Origin of the sequence: Curtobacterium sp. MCSS17_016 (assembly GCF_003234255.2) — a bacterium.
Taxonomy (GTDB): Bacteria; Actinomycetota; Actinomycetes; order Actinomycetales; family Microbacteriaceae; genus Curtobacterium; species Curtobacterium flaccumfaciens.
The window spans coordinates 2,033,990-2,053,844 of record NZ_CP126254.1 but is presented as its reverse complement, the minus strand read 5'-3'; the positions used below and the strand labels follow the sequence as shown (position 1 = coordinate 2,053,844).

21 protein-coding genes are annotated in these 19,855 nt (G+C 71.4%); 13 read left to right on the top strand and 8 right to left on the bottom strand.

Going from position 1 to position 19,855, the window contains the following annotated elements:
* The first annotated feature begins 11 nt into the window (after window positions 1-11).
* Complete coding sequence (gene lnt / locus DEJ19_RS09785; RefSeq protein WP_258377351.1) at window positions 12-1,604, top strand: apolipoprotein N-acyltransferase; 1,593 nt, start codon at window positions 12-14, stop codon at window positions 1,602-1,604.
* 110 nt (window positions 1,605-1,714) lie between these two features.
* Complete coding sequence (locus DEJ19_RS09780; protein WP_027465636.1) at window positions 1,715-2,065, top strand: RNA polymerase-binding protein RbpA; 351 nt, start codon at window positions 1,715-1,717, stop codon at window positions 2,063-2,065.
* Window positions 2,066-2,137: 72 nt separating this feature from the next.
* Here the strand turns inward: DEJ19_RS09780 and DEJ19_RS09775 are convergent, their stop codons facing one another.
* Both DEJ19_RS09775 and DEJ19_RS09770 read right to left on the bottom strand, forming a co-directional pair.
* Window positions 2,138-3,340, bottom strand: a complete 1,203-nt coding sequence (locus DEJ19_RS09775) for an SPFH domain-containing protein (RefSeq protein ID WP_110863721.1) — start codon at window positions 3,338-3,340, stop codon at window positions 2,138-2,140.
* Window positions 3,337-3,810, bottom strand: coding sequence for an NfeD family protein (locus DEJ19_RS09770; protein WP_110863722.1), 474 nt, complete (start codon window positions 3,808-3,810; stop codon window positions 3,337-3,339). Before DEJ19_RS09770 ends, DEJ19_RS09775 begins: the two co-directional genes overlap by 4 nt.
* Before the next feature lie 154 nt (window positions 3,811-3,964).
* On the opposite strand from DEJ19_RS09770, the gene DEJ19_RS09765 reads away from it, so the two are divergent.
* The 6 genes from DEJ19_RS09765 (at window position 3,965) to DEJ19_RS09740 (ending at window position 9,191) form a co-directional block, all read left to right on the top strand.
* Window positions 3,965-4,726 (top strand): SDR family oxidoreductase, encoded by a 762-nt coding sequence (locus tag DEJ19_RS09765; RefSeq protein WP_027465633.1) that lies wholly within the window; start codon window positions 3,965-3,967, stop codon window positions 4,724-4,726.
* Between the two features lie 10 nt (window positions 4,727-4,736).
* On the top strand, window positions 4,737-5,189 hold the full coding sequence (locus DEJ19_RS09760) for an NUDIX hydrolase (protein WP_111232703.1): 453 nt from the start codon (window positions 4,737-4,739) through the stop codon (window positions 5,187-5,189).
* Between the two features lie 91 nt (window positions 5,190-5,280).
* Window positions 5,281-7,674, top strand: a complete 2,394-nt coding sequence (locus DEJ19_RS09755) for an ATP-binding cassette domain-containing protein (protein WP_111232704.1) — start codon at window positions 5,281-5,283, stop codon at window positions 7,672-7,674.
* 123 nt (window positions 7,675-7,797) lie between these two features.
* Window positions 7,798-8,064, top strand: coding sequence for a DUF4190 domain-containing protein (locus tag DEJ19_RS09750; RefSeq protein WP_111232705.1), 267 nt, complete (start codon window positions 7,798-7,800; stop codon window positions 8,062-8,064).
* Window positions 8,065-8,202: 138 nt separating this feature from the next.
* Complete coding sequence (locus DEJ19_RS09745; RefSeq protein ID WP_163343611.1) at window positions 8,203-8,358, top strand: hypothetical protein; 156 nt, start codon at window positions 8,203-8,205, stop codon at window positions 8,356-8,358.
* 191 nt (window positions 8,359-8,549) lie between these two features.
* On the top strand, window positions 8,550-9,191 hold the full coding sequence (locus DEJ19_RS09740) for a copper resistance CopC family protein (protein ID WP_111232706.1): 642 nt from the start codon (window positions 8,550-8,552) through the stop codon (window positions 9,189-9,191).
* 15 nt (window positions 9,192-9,206) lie between these two features.
* Here DEJ19_RS09740 and DEJ19_RS09735 read toward each other — a convergent pair whose 3' ends face one another.
* Complete coding sequence (locus DEJ19_RS09735) at window positions 9,207-10,238, bottom strand: alcohol dehydrogenase catalytic domain-containing protein (protein WP_111232707.1); 1,032 nt, start codon at window positions 10,236-10,238, stop codon at window positions 9,207-9,209.
* Between the two features lie 231 nt (window positions 10,239-10,469).
* Between DEJ19_RS09735 and DEJ19_RS09730 the strand changes: the two genes are divergently transcribed.
* Window positions 10,470-10,868 carry a GNAT family N-acetyltransferase gene (locus DEJ19_RS09730; RefSeq protein WP_349775270.1) on the top strand — a complete coding sequence of 133 codons (399 nt, stop codon included), beginning with the start codon at window positions 10,470-10,472 and terminating at the stop codon, window positions 10,866-10,868.
* Window positions 10,869-10,940: 72 nt separating this feature from the next.
* Here DEJ19_RS09730 and DEJ19_RS09725 read toward each other — a convergent pair whose 3' ends face one another.
* Window positions 10,941-11,621, bottom strand: a complete 681-nt coding sequence (locus DEJ19_RS09725; RefSeq protein WP_071403827.1) for an SDR family NAD(P)-dependent oxidoreductase — start codon at window positions 11,619-11,621, stop codon at window positions 10,941-10,943.
* Between the two features lie 102 nt (window positions 11,622-11,723).
* Between DEJ19_RS09725 and DEJ19_RS09720 the strand changes: the two genes are divergently transcribed.
* Complete coding sequence (locus tag DEJ19_RS09720) at window positions 11,724-12,557, top strand: helix-turn-helix domain-containing protein (protein ID WP_181440244.1); 834 nt, start codon at window positions 11,724-11,726, stop codon at window positions 12,555-12,557.
* On the opposite strand, the gene DEJ19_RS09715 is transcribed toward DEJ19_RS09720, so the two are convergent.
* Window positions 12,544-13,764 carry a beta-ketoacyl-[acyl-carrier-protein] synthase family protein gene (locus DEJ19_RS09715; RefSeq protein WP_111232708.1) on the bottom strand — a complete coding sequence of 407 codons (1,221 nt, stop codon included), beginning with the start codon at window positions 13,762-13,764 and terminating at the stop codon, window positions 12,544-12,546. The genes DEJ19_RS09720 and DEJ19_RS09715 overlap by 14 nt on opposite strands.
* A 54-nt stretch (window positions 13,765-13,818) precedes the next feature.
* Here DEJ19_RS09715 and DEJ19_RS09710 point away from each other — a divergent pair, with 54 nt between their 5' ends.
* Window positions 13,819-14,397 carry a TetR/AcrR family transcriptional regulator gene (locus DEJ19_RS09710; RefSeq protein ID WP_111232709.1) on the top strand — a complete coding sequence of 193 codons (579 nt, stop codon included), beginning with the start codon at window positions 13,819-13,821 and terminating at the stop codon, window positions 14,395-14,397.
* A gap of 62 nt (window positions 14,398-14,459) precedes the next feature.
* On the opposite strand, the gene dhaM is transcribed toward DEJ19_RS09710, so the two are convergent.
* From dhaM to dhaK, 3 genes are all read right to left on the bottom strand, one after another.
* Window positions 14,460-15,194 carry a dihydroxyacetone kinase phosphoryl donor subunit DhaM gene (dhaM, locus tag DEJ19_RS09705; RefSeq protein ID WP_111232710.1) on the bottom strand — a complete coding sequence of 245 codons (735 nt, stop codon included), beginning with the start codon at window positions 15,192-15,194 and terminating at the stop codon, window positions 14,460-14,462.
* A complete protein-coding gene (dhaL, locus tag DEJ19_RS09700; RefSeq protein ID WP_111039347.1) occupies window positions 15,191-15,817 on the bottom strand; it encodes a dihydroxyacetone kinase subunit DhaL in 627 nt (208 codons plus the stop codon). Before dhaL ends, dhaM begins: the two co-directional genes overlap by 4 nt.
* Before the next feature lie 104 nt (window positions 15,818-15,921).
* The gene (gene dhaK, locus DEJ19_RS09695) at window positions 15,922-16,923 is read right to left on the bottom strand and encodes a dihydroxyacetone kinase subunit DhaK (protein WP_071403831.1); all 1,002 of its coding nucleotides are present in this window, start codon (window positions 16,921-16,923) and stop codon (window positions 15,922-15,924) included.
* A gap of 315 nt (window positions 16,924-17,238) precedes the next feature.
* Here dhaK and DEJ19_RS09690 point away from each other — a divergent pair, with 315 nt between their 5' ends.
* The gene (locus DEJ19_RS09690) at window positions 17,239-17,964 is read left to right on the top strand and encodes an MIP/aquaporin family protein (protein ID WP_111232711.1); all 726 of its coding nucleotides are present in this window, start codon (window positions 17,239-17,241) and stop codon (window positions 17,962-17,964) included.
* Between the two features lie 83 nt (window positions 17,965-18,047).
* Window positions 18,048-19,559 (top strand): glycerol kinase GlpK, encoded by a 1,512-nt coding sequence (glpK, locus tag DEJ19_RS09685; RefSeq protein WP_111232712.1) that lies wholly within the window; start codon window positions 18,048-18,050, stop codon window positions 19,557-19,559.
* Window positions 19,560-19,855 lie beyond the last annotated feature (296 nt).

Here is a 19,855-nt window from a genome sequence, read left to right as displayed (position 1 = left end):
CGGGAGGCCCGGTGCCGGTTCCGGAGACCAGTGTGCGCGGGCTGCCCGCTCGCGTCGGCCGCGGGGCGGTCGCGACCGGTCCGTTCGCCGCGTTGCCGCTGGGCACCGCGCTGCCGTTGGCCGTCATCGGCGGGATCCTCTTCGCGCTCGCGTTCCCGTCGCCCGGGTGGTGGTTCCTCGCCTACCCGGCACTCGCCTGCATGCTGCTCGCGGTGATGGGGCAGCGGGCGCGGCGTGCGGCGTGGATCGGTTACCTCGCGGGCGCGGCGTTCTGGATCCCGGCCATCTCGTGGGCCGGTCGCTACCTGGGCCCGGTCCCGTGGTTCGCACTCGCCCTGCTCGAAGCCGCGTTCTTCGCGCTCGGCAGCGTCGCCATCGCCCTGGCGTACCGCTGGGTCGCCCGCGTGGTGCCCTCGACCGCCGGACGCGTGTGGGGCCTCCCGGCCGTCGTCGCCGCACTCTGGACCGGACGCGAGTGGTTCTCGGGGAGCTGGCCGTACGGCGGTTTCGCCTGGGGGCGCGTCGGCCTGTCGCAGTCGCAGGGGCCGTTCACGCACCTGGCCGCGTACGTCGGCGTCCTCGGGCTGACGTTCATCGTCGTGTACTGCGTCGCGGTGGTGGTGTCGCTCGCGCTCGTGGCACCCCCCGTGCCAGGCGGCACGCTCCGGCTGCCCGTGCGGGTGGCGACGGCGGGTCTGCTCGTCGCGGCGGTGCTGGCCGTGCCGGCGTGGCCGACGGCGACGAGCGGCACGATCCGGGTCGAGGCGGTGCAGGGCAACGGTCCCGCAGGGTACTTCGACCGTGCGGAGCCCGGCGACGTCCTGGCCGCGCAGGTCGCGGCGACGGACGTGGACGCGAAGGGCGTCGACCTCGTCGTGTGGCCCGAGGCCGGTGCGGAGTACGACCCGCGGCAGCAGCCGGTCATCGCGTCCGCCCTCGACTCGGTGGTCGACTCGCTCGACGCCCCGATCGTCGCGGGTGCCATCACGCAGACCCCGTCGGGGGTGCTGCACAACACGTCGTTCGTGTGGACCGCGGACGGCTGGCAGTCGTCCTACGACAAGAAGCGCCCGGTGCCGTTCGGCGAGTACGTGCCCGACCGCTGGTTCTTCTCCAAGCTCGCACCGTCGCTGATCGGTCTGCTGCAGCGCGACTACACGCCGGGGACGAAGCCGAACGTGCTCTCCGTCGCGGGCATCCGTGCCGGCATCTCGATCTGCTTCGACATCGTCGACGACGGGCTGACCGCCGACATGGTGCGCGGGGGAGCGCAGGTGATCCTCGCGCAGACGAACAACGCCGACTTCTCGGGCACCGACGAGAACCTGCAGCAGCTCGAGATCGCGCGGATGCGGGCCATCGAGACCGGTCGGTCGCTCGTGAACATCTCGACCGTCGGAGCGTCGCAGGTCATCGACCCGAGCGGCCGCACGATCGACCGGGTGCCGGAGTACACCGCGACGTCGATGGTGACCGACGTGCCGCTCGGCACGTCCACCACCCCGGCGTCGATCCTGTCCGGCTCGATCACGCTCCTGCTCTCCCTCGGCGGACTCCTCGTGCTCCTCGCCTGCGCTCCCTGGGGTCGTCGAACCCGGTCCTGATCGGGCACGCCGCGCCCAGCCACTGGGAACGGACTGTGAATGCGCCGGTACGGGATTGATGGGGCGTGGGACAGTGTTGTGGAGGGCAGACGAGCGAGAGGAGCACACACATGGCTGATCGGAGTCTCCGCGGCATGCGGCTCGGGAGTCAGAGTCTCCAGAGCGAAGAGGGCGTCGAGCTCTCAGATCGCAAGCGCGCGGTCTACCAGACGGATTCGGGTGAGACGTTCGACATCGTCTTCTCGGCCGATGCGGACGTCCCCCAGACCTGGTCGGAGCCGCGCTCCGGTCGCGAGGGCCGCCTGCTCGGCGACGACGGGATCCCCGTCGAGGTCGCCGAAGAGGACGTGAAGGCACCCCGCACCCACTGGGACATGCTGCTCGAGCGCCGCTCGCGCGAGGAACTCGAGGAGCTCCTCGAAGAGCGCCTGCAGGTCCTCCGCGCACGACGCGGCGCCTGACACCACCGAACACACGACGACGCCCGCCCCGGTTCCCCGGGGCGGGCGTCGTCGTTCGTTGGTGCGGGACCGTCAGCGCCGACCGGAGCCGTCGCTGGTGCGGTGACCGGAGGCGTCGTCGCCCGGCGTGGGCGGAGTGTCCCCGACCTGCTCAGCGGTCGCGTCGTCGGCGGCCGCGAGGTGCGCATCGACACTGCGGTTCGACTCGGCCAGACGCGCGTCGAGGTCGGACTCGGGGACGATGTCCGCGGCGGTGGCGTCCGCACGCGGCATGGTGGTGTCCGCGGCTGCGGTGTTCGCCAGGCTCTCGTTCGCGAGCTTCGAGATGCGGGACAGGAAGTCCGTGCCACCGGCGCCGCCGGCGACCGGACCGGCGCCGCCACCGCGGCTGGCACTGAAGCCCTTCGCGATGCCGGACAGTGCCTCGGTGAACTCGCTCGGGATCATCCAGAGCTTGTTCGAGGTGCCCTCGGCGATCTTGGGCAGGGTCTGCAGGTACTGGTAGGACAGCAGCTTCTCGTCCGGGTCGCCGGTGTGGATGGCCTCGAACACGGTCGCGATGGCCTGGGCTTCACCCTCGGCACGGAGCACCTGTGCCTTGGCGTCACCCTCGGCGGCCAGGATCGCGGCCTGTCGCTGTCCCTCGGCCTCGAGGATCTGGGACTGCTTGGTGCCCTCGGCCTGCAGGATCGCGGCACGACGGCTGCGCTCGGCACGGAGCTGCTGCTCCATGGCGTCCTGGATGGACACGGGCGGCTCGATCGCCTTCAGCTCGACTCGGCCGACGCGGATGCCCCACTTGCCCGTGGCTTCGTCGAGGACGACGCGGAGCTGGCCGTTGATGTTGTCGCGGCTGGTCAGGGCCTCTTCGAGGTTCAGGCCACCGACGACGTTGCGGAGCGTGGTGGTGGTGAGCTGCTCGACAGCGCCGAGGTAGTTCGCGATCTCGTACGTCGCGGCACGGGCGTCGGTCACCTGGAAGTAGACGACCGTGTCGATCGAGACGACCAGGTTGTCCTCGGTGATCACGGGCTGCGGCGGGAACGAGACGACCTGCTCACGCATGTCGAGCAGCGGCCGCAGGCGGTCGATGAACGGCACCAGAAGGTTCAAGCCCGGGTTGAGGGTCTTGTGGTACTTGCCGAGTCGTTCGACGACGCCCGCGGTGGCCTGCGGGACGATCCGGATCGCCTTCGCCAGGACGACGATCACGAAGATGACGACGACGAGGACGAGCACGAGCAGTGCGATCGTCCCCGGGGAGATGCTGGTCACGAGGTGGCCCTTTCTGCGAGGCGCACGACCGCGGTCGACCCCTCGATCGACTCGACGACCACGGGGGTGCCGAGTGGCGGTGTGCGGTCGACGGAGCCCGCGGCGAACCGCGCGCTCCAGGTCTCGCCGTTGGCCAGGCGCACCTGACCAGGACTGGAGGAGGTGAAGGCGACCGCGACCGTGCCGGCGAGCCCGATGAGCCCCTCGACGTTGGTGCGGTGCGGGTCGGCCCCGCGGCCGAGCGCGACGAGCAGTCGCGGTCGGACGAGCGACAGCAGCACGAGTGCGGCCACCGCGGCGACGATGGCGGACAGCCACCACGGGGCGCCGAGCAGTGCGGCGATCAACCCGCCGGCGGCACCCGCCGCGAGCATGATGAAGATGAAGTCGAGGGTGAAGATCTCGACCACGCCCAGGAGCAACACCAGGCCGATCCAGACGGTGCTCTGGATCCAATCGATTCCGTTCACGCGATCTCCCTCCCTCGGTCGCGCGCGGCGGCTCGCTGCGTCGCGACAGCCGGTACAACTCCGTTCAACATATCAGGGCCGTCCGACGGTCGTGCAGGCGATTGGTAGGCTCGGTGCGCCCGACCGGCCGGAACCAGACCTGGAGAACACGACTGTGAGCAACCCCCTCGCCCCCGGATCCCTCACCGACAAGCGCGCCGTCGTCACCGGTTCGTCCCGTGGCATCGGCGCCGACACCGTCGGGTACCTCGCCGAGGCCGGTGCGAAGGTCGTCGTGAACTACCGCAACAAGGCCAAGCGCGCGGAGCAGATCGCCGAGAAGATCGTCGAGGCGGGCGGTTCCGCCCTGGCCGTCGGAGCCGACCTCACCGAGCACGCCTCCGTGCAGGCCCTCGTCGACACCGTCGTCCAGGAGTGGGGCGGCATCGACCTGCTCGTGCTCAACGCCTCCGGCGGCATGGAGTCCGGCGTCGGCGAGGACTACGCGCTCCGCCTGAACCGCGACGCCCAGGTCGACATGCTGCAGACCGCCGTGCCGCACATGCCCGCCGGGTCCCGCGTGGTGTTCGTCACGAGCCACCAGGCGCACTTCGTCGAGACCGCCGAGACGATGGACGAGTACGTCCCGGTCGCCAAGAGCAAGCGCGCCGGAGAACTCGCCCTCCGTGAGCTCATCCCGCAGCTCGAGGCCGCCGGCATCGAGTTCGTCGTCGTCTCCGGCGACATGATCGAGGGCACGATCACCGCGACGCTGCTGAACCGCCTGAACCCCGGCGCGATCGAGGGGCGTCGGCAGGAGGTCGGCAAGCTCTACAGCGTGTCCGAGTTCGCTGCCGAGATCGCCCTCGCCGCCGTCGAGCCGATCCCCGCCGACCACACCAAGCTGGTCGGCGACGTCAGCGGTTTCGTCGGCTAACGTCGGGCGGGTGACCGCCAAGCCCGGCCTGCGCCGCACCTCCCGCATCCTGCTGCTCGACCCCGAGGGCCGCGTGTTCCTGATGGACACGAATTCGCCCTCGTCGGACGGAGCCCACCGCTGGATCACGCCGGGTGGCGGTGTCGACCCGGGGGAGTCCCACCGCGACGCCGCGATCCGCGAGCTGCGCGAGGAGACCGGGATCGTCATCGACGAACCCGGCGAGCCGGTGTGGTCCTGGGACTTCACGGTCGAGTGGGACCTCGCCGACCACGACCGCGGGCACGCCGAGTTCTACGTCGTCCGCACGCCCGGCTTCGAGCTGTCGGACGCCGAGTGGACCGACGACGAGCGCGTCGACATCCTCGCCTCGCGGTGGTGGACCGCCGACGAACTCGAGGCGACCGACGAGCAGTTCGAACCCGCCGAGCTGCCGGACCTGGTGCGCCGGCACGGCGCCTGAACACCGCACCACGGCCTGATGGCCAACCCAGGACCGGACGGGAGGCCCGTGGCGGCCCCGCCACGGGCCTCCCGTCGGTACGCTGACCCGCATGCACCCCGATCCGGTCGACGACGACCCCACCGGCGCCGACGCGCACCGTGCCGACCGGCACGACCGGATCCGGGTGCGCGGTGCCCGCGCGAACAACCTGCGCGACGTCGACGTGGACCTGCCGAAGCGGCGGCTCACGGTGTTCACGGGGGTCTCCGGCTCAGGCAAGAGCTCGCTCGTGTTCGGCACCGTCGCCGCCGAGTCGCAGCGGATGATCAACGAGACCTACAGCGCGTTCGTGCAGGGGTTCATGCCCTCGCTCGCGCGCCCGGACGTCGACCTGCTGGACGGCCTGACCACCGCGATCGTCGTCGACCAGGAGCGCATCGGCGCCGACCCGCGCTCCACCGTCGGCACCGCCACGGACGCGAACGCGATGCTGCGCGTGCTGTTCAGCCGACTCGGTCAGCCGCACATCGGGGGGCCGAACGCGTTCTCGTTCAACCTCGCCACCGTGACGGCCGGGGGAGCGATCACGGTGCAGAAGGGGGCGGACGCGAAGGCCCGGAAGGTCTCGTTCACACGGCTCGGCGGCATGTGCGCCGACTGCGAGGGTCGCGGGCTGGTGAACGACATCGACCTGACGCAGCTGTTCGACGACACGAAGTCGCTCGGGGACGGCGCGCTCACGATCCCCGGGTACGGGACCGACGGGTGGAACGTGCGGCTGTACGCCGAGTCGGGCTACTTCGACCGGGACACCCCGATCCGCGACTTCACCGAGCAGGAGCGGCAGGACTTCCTGTACCGCGAGCCGACGAAGCAGAAGATCGCCGGCATCAACATGACCTACGAGGGGCTCGTGCACCGGGTCCGCCGCTCGTTCCTGCAGAAGGACCGCGAGGCGATGCAGCCGCACATCCGGGCGTTCGTCGACCGTGCGGTGACCTTCACGACGTGTCCGGCCTGCGACGGGACCCGGTTGAACGACACCGCCCGCTCGTCGAAGGTCGCGGGCCGCAGCATCGCCGACGTCTGCGCGATGCAGATCACCGACGCCGTCGCCTGGCTGCGGGGTCTGGACGACCCGGGGGTCGGGCCGTTGCTCGAGGGGCTCCGCGACCTGCTCGAGTCCTTCGTCGAGATCGGACTCGGCTACCTGTCGCTCGACCGCCCGACCGGCACGCTGTCCGGGGGAGAGGGGCAGCGCGTGAAGATGGTGAAGCACCTCGGCTCCTCGCTCAGTGACGTCACGTACGTCTTCGACGAGCCGAGCACGGGGCTGCACCCGCACGACATCGAGCGGATGAACGAGCTGCTCGTCCGGCTGCGCGACAAGGGCAACACCGTCCTGGTCGTCGAGCACAAACCCGAGGTCATCGCGATCGCCGACCACGTCGTCGACCTCGGACCCGGTGCCGGTTCCGGCGGTGGGACGCTCTGCTACCAGGGGTCCGTCGACGGGCTGCGTGCCAGCGGGACCGTGACCGGTCAGCACCTGGACGACCGCGTCACCGTGAAGTCCGAGGTCCGTCGTCCGGACGGGGCGATCGCGATCCGCGGCGCTTCGGCCCACAACCTGCACGACGTCGACGTGGACGTCCCCACCGGGGTGCTCACCGTCGTGACGGGGGTCGCCGGCTCGGGCAAGAGCACGCTCATCCACGGGTCGCTGGCCCGGCGCGACGACGTGGTCGCCATCGACCAGAGCGGCATCCGTGGGTCACGGCGGAGCAACCCGGCGACGTACACCGGCCTGCTCGAGCCGATCCGCAAGGCGTTCGCGAAGGCCAACAGCGTCAAGCCCGCACTGTTCAGCGCCAACTCGGAGGGCGCCTGCCCGGCGTGCAACGGTGCCGGTGTCGTGTACACCGACCTCGGCATGATGGCGGGCGTCGCGAGCCCCTGCGTCGAGTGCGACGGCAAGCGGTTCGACCAGTCCGTGCTCGGGTACCACCTGGGCGGGAAGGACATCAGCGAGGTGCTCGGCATGTCCGTCGCCGACGCGTTGGCGTTCTTCGCGGCGGGGGAGTCCGCACTGCCGGCCGCCCACACGATCCTCGCCCGGCTCGCCGACGTGGGGCTCGGGTACCTGACGATCGGCCAGCCGCTCACCACGTTGTCCGGGGGAGAGCGGCAGCGGCTCAAGCTCGCGACGCACCTCGGTGACCGGGGCGGCGTGGTGGTGCTCGACGAGCCGACCGCGGGCCTGCACCTGGCCGACGTCGAGCAGCTGCTCGGCCTGCTCGACCGGCTCGTCGACGCCGGCCGGACGGTCGTCGTGATCGAGCACCACCAGGCCGTCATGGCGCACGCTGACTGGATCATCGACCTCGGGCCGGGTGCCGGGCACGACGGTGGACGGATCGTGTTCGAGGGGACGCCCGCTGCACTCGTGGCGACGCGGTCGACGCTGACCGGCCAGCACTTGGCTGCGTACGTCGGAGCCTGAGCCGGGGGACAGGCTCGGACGGCGAATCTGGGCGCCAGCCGTGTGTGAGGACTACCGTTCTGACTGACGCTCACGATCGGCTACCCGGCCTGGATCGGCGTCCTGACCAGAAGGAGCTCCACCATGTCCAACCCCGGCAACGCGCCCGCGCAGTCGAACACCTTCGCCATCGTCTCCCTGGTGCTCGGCATCATCGGGACCGTCGGCGGCATCTTCATCGCCATCATCGGTGTGGTGGCGGGCATCGTCGGTCTGGTGCTCGGCATCCTCGCGCGGAAGCGCGGTGGCAGCCGGGGAATGATCCTCGCGGGCATCATCCTGTCGATCGTCGCCATCGTCGTCGGGATCATCGGCTACATCGCCACCGCGGTCTTCCTGACCCAGGCGTGAGCCAGAGCCCGCCTGGCGGGCCCGCATCGTGAGCAGTAATTGTCGAGTCCAGCGGATGGACTCGACCATTGCTGCTCAGCAAGCGTCTCGGGCGCCGAGCTTGCGGCTGTTCAGGAACGCGGGCGTACCGTCCGGCGCATGAGCTACAGCCAGCCTGACCCAGCCGAAGAGACCACCCAGAGCGAGTCGCCGGAGCAGCCCGACACCGACCAGGACACCCTGGAGGAACAGGGCGGCGAGCCGGCAGCGCTCGAGATCGACGCCGACGACGTCCCGACGAAGCCCGCCGACTGACGCCGTCGTCATCCAGTGAGCAGAAGAGGTCGAGTCCGTGCAGCGGACTCGACCTCTTCTGCTCACGAAGCACTTCCGGCGAGGCGCCGATAATGTATATTATGTCAACTCAGGCTTATGTCGACTCAGGCGTTCCTGCCCTGCCCGCTCGGCTGACGGGACGCTCGACATCACTTCCCTAGCGTGGACGCGTGCACGATCACCGAGATGACCGACGCCGTTCACGAACCGTGACACCCCGGGTCCTGCTCGCCGTCGCCCTGTCCGCGTTCCTCGTGCTGATCGGCACGACACCCGCATCGGCGCACGCAGCACTGACATCGAGTGATCCGGCGGACGGCGCCACCGTGGCTGCCGACCTTGAGCGAGTGACGCTCACCTTCAGCGAGGCGCCGCTTGCCGGGCTCGAAGCCGGTCTGCGCATCGAGGTCCGGGACGACGGCGGGACCGACGAGTCCTCCGGAGCGGTGGCCGTCGACGGCACCTCGATGTCCAAGGCGGTGTCGCTCTCCCCCGGCCCGCACACCCTCGTCTGGCGGTACGTCTCCCCTGACGGCCATCCGATCGAGGGGCAGCTCGCGTTCTGGGTGGAAACGGCCGCATCTCCGACCGTTCCACCCACGACGACGAGCCCGACGGCCGCGCCCACATCGTCCTTGGAACCGACGGCAGCGGCAGCGGGAGCCGCACCGAACACGGGTGCCGGAACGCACGCGCACGGCCATGGCGGCCCGGCACTCCTGTTCGGGGTCGTCGGGATCCTGGCAGTGCTCGTCATCGGTGCGGTCGTGCTCCGCATCCGCCGGGGCGCCGACGCGCGGACCGAGGGCTGACGGGACGCTCGAGCCTCAGAACACCGCCACGGTCATCCCCGACGACGTTGCCGGTCGGTCCATCGCGACGAGCGCCTCGGGCAGATCGTCGAAGCCGATCGTGCGGCCGATCGTCTGCTCTGGACGCAGCCGCCCAGCCACGACGGCGTCGAGCATCGCGCCGTACTCTCCGACCGCTGCGCCGTGGCTGCCGAGCAGTTCGAGTTCGTCCGCGATGACCCGGCCCATCGGGATCGCCGGAGCGGCTTCGTCGTCGAGGAGCAGCCCGACCTGCACGTGCCGGCCGCGCGGACGCAGGGACGCCACGGCGGCGACGGAGGTGGCACGGCTGCCGTAGGCGTCGAGCGAGACGTGCGCTCCGCCTCCCGTGCGGGATCGGACCGTCGTGACGGCATCGTCGTCCATCAGCACGGTGTCGGCGCCCAGGGCAGCGGCGCGTTCGAGTGCTGCCGCGGAGACGTCGACGGCGACGACGTGCGCGCCGGCGGCAACGGCGACCATGACCGCGGAGAGCCCGACTCCCCCGCAGCCGTAGACCACGACCCACTCCCCTGCGGCGACGCGCCCTCGGGCGTGCAGGGCGTGGAACGCGGTGCCGAATCGGCAGCCGAGCGCTGCCGCCACCGCGAAGTCCACGGCGTCGGGCAGCGCGACGAGGTTCAGGTCGGCGTGCGGGACGACCAGGGAGTCCGCGTACGAGCCCTGCAGGTCGAACCCGGGCTGCTGCTGGGCGGTGCACACCTGGGTGGCGCCGTCGAGGCACTCGGCGCAGGTCCCGCAGGCGAACACGAACGGTGCCGTCACCCGGTCGCCCACGGCGAAGCGCTGGACGCCCGTGCCGATCGACGCGACAACGCCGGCGAACTCGTGGCCGGGCACGTGCGGCAGCCGGACGGAGTCGTCGTGGCCCTTCCACGCGTGCCAGTCACTGCGGCAGACGCCGGTGGCAGCCACCCGGACGACGACGCCGTGGTCGGGTGCGACCGGTTCCGGCAGGTCGACGATCGAGGGGACGGAGCCGAACTGGGCGTACTGGACAGCGCGCATGCGGCCATCCTGACAGACGCAGGACGCAGGACGCAGGACGCAGGACGAAGGACGACTGACGCCCGACGGCAGACGGCGGACCAGCGCGACCGACCGCCCGAGGCGACCCGTCCGCCGGGGTCCCCACGGGCCTCCAGGCCGACGGCCGCCCGACCACCCGACCACGCGAGCGGTCCACCGCACCCCGATCGGCCGTTGCGCCGCAGGCGCGTCCGCCGGTTGACTCGTCACGTGACCGATCTGCGCTTCTCCGCCGACCCCGAAGACCTCGACGTCGACCGCGTGCACCGCTGGCTCAGCGAGGAGTCGTACTGGGCCCGCGGCCGTGACCGGGCGACGCAGGAGGCGATCATCGCCGGCTCCCGGAACTTCGGCGTGTACGACGCGACGACCGGCGAGCAGCTCGGCTACGCGCGCGTGATCACCGACGGCGTGACGTTCGGCTGGCTCGCCGACGTGTTCGTGGACCCCGACGCCCGGGGCCGGGGCGTCGGGGTCGCACTCGTGCGCGGCGTGACCGGGGCGGTCGAGCCGCTCGGCCTGAAGCGCTTCGCCCTGTTCACCGCGGATGCCCACGGCTGTACGAGCGGTTCGGGTTCCGCCCGCTGCCCGATCCGGACGGCTGGATGATGCGTCCCGGGCCGGGGTTCGGCGCCGACGTGCACGACTGACGGGGCGCGGTCGCACACGCAGCGCTGCCCCTCAGTACTCGATGCGGCCCTCGCGGTTGTGGAACTCCCCCGTCGGCCCGTCGGTGCCGATCGTCGCGAGCATGACCGTGGCGTCGGTGCCCTCGGTGATCGTCTGGTGTCCGCCGAACCCGTTGAACTCCGTCGCCGTGTAGCCCGGGTCGCTCGCGTTCACCCGGAACCCGGGCAGGTTCTTCGCGTACTGCACGGTCAACGCGATCACGGCCGCCTTCGACGCCGCGTACGGCACCGCAGGCACCCCGTACTCGTCGTGTCCCGGTGTCGTCAGCCAGCGCGGGAACCCCACCCCCGACGAGACGTTCACGATGACGGGTGCCGCCGAACGTCGCAGCAGGGGCAGCGCGGCCTGGGTCACCCGGACGATGCCGGTGACGTTGGTGTCGAGCACGGTCGCCATGGCGCTCGCGTCGAGGTCGTCGACCCCGAACGAGGTGCCGAGGATCCCGGCGTTGTTCACGAGGACGTCGAGCTCGGGGATGGTCGCGATCGCCGCGTCGATGCTGGCCTGGTCCGTGACGTCCAGCTGCACGACGTGGGCGCCGAGTGCGCGGGCGTCGTCGCCGCTGGCCGGGTCGCGCATGCCGGCGTACACGGTGTGGCCGGCTTCGAGCAGTCGGCGTGCGGTCTCGAGTCCGAGGCTGCGGTTGGCCCCGGTGATCAGTGTCGTTGTCATGCGCCCAGCCTGCCCCCGCCGGCCCGGCTCCCCCAGGCACGGTGCGACGGTGGGACCGGCAGTACCAGGACGGACTGGAGGCGCGGGGCGATGATGGTGGACATGAGCGAGTTCGCGAACGTGTTGCGTTCCTGGCGCGACCGGGTGCGTCCCGAGGCGGTCGGCCTGCCGGCCGGCCCCGGCAGACGGACCCCGGGCCTCCGCCGCGAGGAGCTCGCCGCGCTGGCGGGCGTGAGCGTCGACTACGTCGTCCGCCTCGAGCAGGGCCGGGCGACGAACCCGTCGCCGCAGCTGCTCGGTGCCCTCGCGACGGCGCTCCGGCTGTCGTCCGAGGAGCGGGACCACCTGTGCCGGGTGGCCGGCGTCGCCCCGCCGTCGCGTCAGGTCGTGCCGCGGCACATCACGCCCGGCGTGCAGCGGCTGGTTGACCGGCTCGGCGACGTGCCGCTCGCGGTGTTCACGGCGACCCACGACATCGTGCTCTGGAACGAGTTGTGGGCCGCGGTGAACGGCGACCCCTCGCGGTACGTCGGGCTCGATCGCAACCTGGTCTGGCGGCACTTCACGCAGGAGCGCGACGGAGTGGACTGGGACGACGAGCACCAGGAGGAGTTCTCGAGCGACCTCGCCGCCGACCTGCGGCAGGCGTACGGGCGCTACCCGGCGGACCGTGACCTGGCGGACCTGGTCGAACGGCTGCTGCGGGAGTCCCCCGAGTTCGCCCGGCGGTGGGAGACCGGCCGGATCGCCGAGCACCGTGCGAGCCGCAAGGTCGTGCACACGCCGGTCGGGCCGGTGGAGATCGACTGCGACGTGCTGAGCGTCCCCGGCGGTGACCTGCGGATCGTCGTCTACACGGTCGTGCCGGGCTCCGAGGACGCCGCGAAGCTCGACCTGCTCCGGGTCACCGGCCTGCAGGAGCTCACGCCGCGGTGAACACCAGCGACGCGTTCTGACCGCCGAACCCGAACGAGTTGTTCAACGCGGCACGGAGCGGCGCGGTCCGGGCGGTGCCGGAGACGACGTCGAGGTCCACCGCGGGGTCGAGCCGGTCGAGGTTCAGGGTCGGTGGCACGGTCCCGGTCTCGAGCGCCCGCAGGGTCAGGATCGCCTCGACCGCGCCGGCAGCCCCGAACATGTGCCCGATCGCGCTCTTCGGAGCGGTGACCAGCGCGCCGGTCCCCACCGCACGGCTGATGGCGGCCGCCTCGCCGACGTCGCCGACCGGGGTACCGGTCGCGTGCGCGTTCACGTGGTCGACGTCGGCACCGCTGAGTCCCGCCATCCGGATCGCGGCGCGCATCGCCCGCTCCTGCTCGCTGCCGTCCGCCAGCGGTGCGGTGATGTGGTGCGCGTCCGAGGTGATCCCCCACCCGGCGAGCGTGCCGTGCGACCGCTGCCCGCGGGCGGCGGCGTGGTCGGCACGCTCGAGCACGACGATGCCGGCGCCCTCGCCGAGGACGAAACCGCGGCGGTCGGCGTCGAACGGACGGGACAGGGTCGTGGGGTCGTCGCCGTCGGGCTTCGCGAGGGCCTGCGACTGGGCGAACGACGCCATCGTCACCGGGGTGACGGCGGCCTCGGTCCCGCCGGTGATGACGACGTCGGCCTCACCGGTGGCGATGAGCCGTGCGGCGGTGGCGATGGCCTCCGCACCAGAGGCGCATGCCGACACCGTCGTGTAGGCGCCGCCCCGCGCCCCGTAGGCGATGCTGATCTGCGCGGCGGCACCGTTCGCCATGAGCATCGGCACCGTGCGCGGTGAGACCCGCCGGGCCCCGGACGCACCGAGCACGTCGTGGGCGTCGAGGAGCGTCTCCACTCCCCCGATCCCGGTGCCGATGACCACGGCGAGGCGGTCGCCCTCCACCGCGGGGGCACCGGCGTCGGCCCAGGCCTCGTCCGCGGCGACGAGCGCCAGCTGCTGACTGCGGTCCAGGCGATTGGCACGGACCCGCCCGAGCGACCCCTCGGCGTCGAGCGCGGCATCGGCCCCGACCCGGATCGGCACCTGTTCCCAGAGCGCTCCGTCGCGGTGCAGGGCGCGGACGCCGGAGCGACCGGCCACCAGGGCGTCCCAGAGCGGTGCGACGCCGTGGCCGAAGGGTGAGACCGCGCCGTAGCCGGTGATGACGATGTCCACGGGAACTCCTCTTGTACGTTGAACAAGTTGAGTTGTACCACGTACAATTCAGACATGGCAACCACGGTGGACGGCTCCGGCACGGCACGCGGCGCGGCGACACGGGCGAGGATCCTCGCCGCGACGGCCGGACTGCTCAGCGCGGGCGCTCGGAGCGTCACCGTCAGCGAGGTCGCCCGGGCCGCGGGTGTCTACCCGAACCAGATCACGCACCACTACGGCTCGAAGGACCGCCTGGTGCTCGACGCCGCGTTCGCGCTGTTCCTCCGCGACACCACGCGACTGCAGGCGGCCGGCCGTCGTGCCCGCTCGGCGGAGGCGTTCCGGCAGGTCCTCGCCCGCACCGCCCTCGCGATGCCGTCGACCCCGCTCGTGGTCCGCGCGCTCGGCGCTGCCGGGGACGACCCGGCGCAGCGTGAGCGCGTGCGGCTGCTGCTGGCCGTGCTGTTCCGGCAGTCCGAGCGCTACCTGGAGCGCGTCGTCGCCGACCAGGGCTGGACGAGCCCGAGCGGTGTCGCCCGGGACGCCCGCACGTTCTGGAGCGCCGTGTTCGGTGCCACCCTGCTCGCGGACGCCGGGGTCACCGGCGGCCCCTCGGACCTCGACCTGGCGGGGACGATCTCGATCCGTTGACCGGGGCGGGCACCGCCGCCGGGGTCTCCCCCGGCGGCGGCGTCACTCCCCTGGCGGCGGTGTCACTCGCCGAAGCCGGACCGGACCAGTTCCACGAGGGCGTCGACCGCGGCCTGCGCGTCCTGTCCGGTCGCGTCGATCGACACCGTCGCACCCTTCGGCAGCGCCAGGGCCATGATCGCCAGCAGGCTCTTCGCGTCCACGCCGTTGACGTGCACGCTCGCGTCGTACTTCGCCGCCGTCTTCACGAACTCCGCGGCGGGCCGGGCGTGCAGCCCGGTCTCGTTCACCAGCTCGACCGACGCGCTCACGCGGTCGGAGCCGGCCGCGTCGCCGACGGAGGCAGTCCCGTCGGCCGGCCCCGTGCCTCCAGGCTGGTCACCGGACGGACGGGAGGCGGTGCTCGCGTCCGCCTCGGAACCCGCGGCCGATGCCGCGGCGGCCAGCACCGCGTCGGCGCCGCCGCCCGTCTGGGCGGCGACCGCAGCGGCCACCGCTCCCTCGACCAACGGGGCCTGCGACACGTGGACGCGGGCGCGGACGTCGTCGTCCAGGAAGTCGAGCGCGGTGTCGGTCGTCAGGTAGGCGGAGCCGAGGTCGCACAGGACCACGACGGCGTCCGCCTGGGCGAGTTCCTCGATGCCGGCGGTGATCGCCTCGAACGAGGTGCCGATGCCGCCGTCGTCCGTGCCGCCCGCGGCGACGAGCGGCACGTCCGCGGCCATCTGCCGTGCGAGCTCGACGGTGCCCGTCGCGATCGCCGCGCTGTGCGAGACGACCAGGATGCCGACGGTCACGCTGCGTCCACCGCTGCGCGCAGGATGTACGCGGTCGACTGCGCACCGGGGTCGCGGTACCCGATCGCGCGGTCGCCCAGGTAGCTCGCGCGGCCCTTGTGGGCGACGAGCGGCTCGGTGTCCGCCGCACCCTGCGCGGCGGCGTCGGCTGCTGCGCTGAGCACGGCCTTCGGGTCGTCGCCGGCACCGGCGGCCGCTGCTGCGGCGTCGACCGCGGGGCTCCACGCGTCGACCATCGTCTTGTCGCCGACCGCGGCCTTGCCACGGGACACGACCCCGTCGCGGGCGGCGGTGAGGACGGCGACCAGGGTGTCCGCGTCGAGTTCGGCCGCGTCACCGGCGGCCTGCGCCGCCTTCAGGTAGGCGGTGCCGAAGAGCGGGCCGGCCGCCCCGCCCACGGTCGAGATGAGCTTCGTCGCGACGGTCTTGAGCACGGCACCCGGGGTGTCGAAGGACCCGGAGTCGACGGCCTCGAGCACGGCCCGGAACCCGCGGTCGAGGTTCTCGCCGTGGTCGCCGTCCCCGATCTCACGGTCGAGCGTGACGAGCTCGGCGCGGTGTTCGTCGATCGTCGCGGCGGTGCGACGGACCCAGTCGATGGCCCATGCGGTGTCGAGCGCCAATGCGGTTCCCTTCGTGTGTCGGGCCCGGTGGCCCGGTGTCGTGGTCCGGTGGTCGAGCGGCCGTGGTCGGTCGCGGTCGCGGTCGCAGTTGCAGTCGCGCTCGGTCAGCGTCCCCAGCGCAGGGCCGGGGTCTCCACCGGGGCGTCCCAGAGGGCCGTGAGTTCGTCGTCGAGCACCGTGACGGTGAGCGAGAACCCCTGCATCTCGAGGGACGTGACGTAGTCGCCGACCAAACTACGCGTGACCTGGTGGCCGCGGTCCGAGAGGACCTCGGCGGCGCGTCGGTACGCGATGTAGAGCTCGGACAGCGGGGTGCCGCCCATGCCGTTCACGAGGAGCAGCAGCGACGACCCGGCCGGGGCGTCGAGGTCGGTCAGGATCGGTTCGAGCACGCGGTCGACCAGCTCGTCCGCCGGTGCCATCGCGATCCGCTCGCGGCCGGGCTCGCCGTGGATGCCGATGCCGAGCTCGACCTCGTCGTCGGCCAGCACGAACGACGGCTCCCCCGCGTGCGGGACGGTTCCCGATGCCAGTGCGAGCCCCATCGACCGCGTGACGTCGTTGACGTGCCGGGCCACGGCGGCGACCGCGTCCAGGTCGTCCCCGCGCTCGGCGGCGGCGCCGGCGCACTTCTCCACCACGACGGTCCCGGCGACACCGCGACGTCCGGCGGTGAACAGGGAGTCCTGCACCGCGACGTCGTCGTCCACCACGACGGACTCGACGCGGACGTCGTCCATCGCCGCGAGTTCGGCGGCCGTCTCGAAGTTGAGCACGTCGCCGGTGTAGTTCTTCACGATGTGCAGCACGCCCGCACCGCCGTCGACGGCCTTCGTCGCGGCGACGATCGGGTCGGGCGTCGGGCTCGTGAACACCGGGCCGGGCACCGCGGCGTCGAGCATGCCGTACCCGACGAAGCCGGCGTGCAGCGGCTCGTGGCCGCTGCCACCGCCGCTGACGATCCCGACCTTGCCGGCGACGGGTGCGTCAGCGCGGTGCAGGTGGATCGGGTCCTCGACCAGGACGACGTGTCCGGCGTGTGCCCGGGCGAAGCCCCGGACGGTCTCCTCGACCACGGCCTGCGGGTCGTTGATGAGCTTCTTCATGCGGTGCCTCCACGGGTACGGGGTCGAACCGTGGCGGTCACACCGCGCGTCGTCGACCGGAGTGGGCCCAATCTACATCGACGGCACGGGCGGCCGTCCGCTCCCGATGCACGTTCGTGCAGTGCGCCGAGGACGCGCCACCGGCTCGGGATCGTGCAGGGGACACTCGTCCTGCACGTTCGTGCACGATGCCGCATTTCGCTCACGAATTCACCACCCGGCCGTGAGCGTCGTCACTATGGTTGGCCTCAATCACTCAACGGGGAGTGCGGCGCAGCACGGCCGGACCCCCACCTCACGCACTGGAGGTCACCGATGGACGACATCGGCGTCAAGTTCCTGTCCGAGCTCGTCGGTACGGCGATGCTCATCATCCTGGGTGGCGGCGTCGTCGCCGCCGTGTCGCTGGCGAAGTCGAAGGGCTTCGGAGCCGGCTTCCTGATGGTCACGATCGGCTGGGGCTTCGCGGTCTTCGCCGGTGTCACCGTGTCCTACAAGTCCGGCGGACAGCTCAACCCCGCGGTCAGCCTGGCGCAGGCGATCCTCGGCAACATCACCGTCGGCGAGATGTTCCTGTTCTGGCTCGCCCAGCTGATCGGCGCCGTCATCGGTGCGGTCATCGTCTGGCTCGCCTACAAGCAGCACTTCGACGAGGAGCCCGACGCGGCCGCCAAGCTCGGCGTCTTCTCGACCGGCCCCGCGATCCGGTCGTACGGCTGGAACCTCGTCACGGAGATCATCGGCACCTTCGTGCTGGTCTTCGTCGTCATCGCGTTCTCGAACGGTCAGACGCCGGCATCGCTCGGCGCGATCCCCGTCGCCTTCCTCGTGATCGCGATCGGTGTCAGCCTCGGTGGCCCCACCGGCTACGCCATCAACCCCGCCCGTGACCTCGGCCCCCGCATCGCGCACGCCTTCCTGCCCATCAAGGGCAAGGGCTCGAGCGACTGGGCCTACGCCTGGGTGCCGGTCGTCGGACCGCTGATCGGTGGCGCCCTCGCCGCCGGGCTGTCCTACGCCCTGCTGCCCATCGTCAGCTGACCCACCCCCACCCCGAAGGCGTGGACGGCCGTTCCGCACGACCGAACACGCACCCGCACCGAACACACCCGTAAGGAGCACCAATGGCCGACTACATCGTCGCCATCGACCAGGGCACGACCTCGACCCGAGCAATCGTGTTCGACCACTCCGGTTCGATCATCTCGACCGGGCAGAAGGAACACGAGCAGATCTTCCCGCGCGCCGGGTGGGTCGAGCACGACCCCGCCGAGATCTGGGACAACACCCGCGAGGTGATCGGTCAGGCACTGTCGCGTGCCGACATCACGCGCCACGACGTCGCAGCCGTCGGCATCACCAACCAGCGCGAGACCGCCGTCGTCTGGGACAAGACCACCGGCAACCCGATCTACAACGCGATCGTCTGGCAGGACACCCGCACGCAGGCGCTCGTCGACAAGCTCGCCGACGGCGACACCGACAAGTACAAGGCCATCGTCGGCCTGCCGCTCGCGACCTACTTCGCCGGCACCAAGATCATGTGGATCCTCGAGAACGTCGAGGGTGCTCGTGAGAAGGCCGAGGCGGGCGACCTGCTCTTCGGCACCACCGACACCTGGGTCCTCTGGAACCTGACCGGTGGCATCGACGGCGGCGTGCACAAGACCGACGTCACGAACGCGTCCCGCACGCTCTTCATGGACCTCGAGACGCTGCAGTGGCGCGACGACATCCTCGCCGACTTCGGCGTGCCGAAGTCGATGCTCCCCGAGATCGTCAGCTCCTCCGAGGTCTACGGCCACGTCGAGTCCTCGAGCCTGCTGCGCGAGGTCCCGATCGCCGGCATCCTCGGCGACCAGCAGGCCGCGACCTTCGGTCAGGCCGCGTTCGACCAGGGCGAGTCGAAGAACACCTACGGCACCGGTAACTTCCTGATCTTCAACACCGGTACCGAGATCGTCCGCTCCGAGAACGGCCTGCTCACCACCGTCGGCTACAAGCTCGGCGACCAGGAGACGCACTACGCCCTCGAGGGTTCGATCGCCGTCACGGGCTCGCTCATCCAGTGGCTCCGCGACAACCTCGGTCTCATCGGCAGCGCCCCGGAGGTCGAGGCCCTGGCCAAGACCGTCGAGGACAACGGTGGCGTGTACTTCGTGCCGGCGTTCTCCGGGCTCTTCGCGCCGTACTGGCGTCCCGACGCCCGCGGTGCGATCGTCGGCCTCACCCGCTTCGTCAACAAGGGCCACATCGCGCGTGCCGCCCTCGAGGCGACGGCGCTGCAGACCCGCGAGGTCCTCGACGCGGTCAACGCCGACTCCGGTGTGGACCTGACCGAGCTCAAGGTCGACGGCGGCATGACCGCCAACAGCGAGCTCATGCAGTTCCAGGCCGACATGCTCAACGTGCCGGTCGTCCGTCCGGTCGTCGCGGAGACGACGGCGCTCGGTGCGGCCTACGCCGCTGGTCTCGCGGTCGGCTTCTGGGCCAACCTCGACGAGCTCCGTGCCAACTGGCAGGAGGACAAGCGCTGGGAGCCGCAGCTCGACGCCGCCGAGCGCGAGCGCACGCTCCGCCTGTGGAAGAAGGCCGTCACGAAGACCTTCGACTGGGTCGACGAGGACGTGCAGTAACGAAGCACGCGCACGCTGACCGCGTGCACTGAACGCACCGACGGGAGGCCCGGTGCCGGTTCCAGGAACCGGCACCGGGCCTCCTGTGCGTTGCGTCTCCTGCGGGTCGGTCGCGGTCGGCTGGTCGGTTGGTGCGGTGGTCGGGCGGTTGCCGACACGGCACGGTGCGGTCTTGTTGACCGGGTGCAGCGCTGACCGCCTGGTGCGCGCCCGTGGCGCAGCACCGAGCCGTCAGGCTCGCACCGGGTGACGCACCGCGCACGGTGCGGCTCGCGCTGGGGTGGCACGGGATCGCG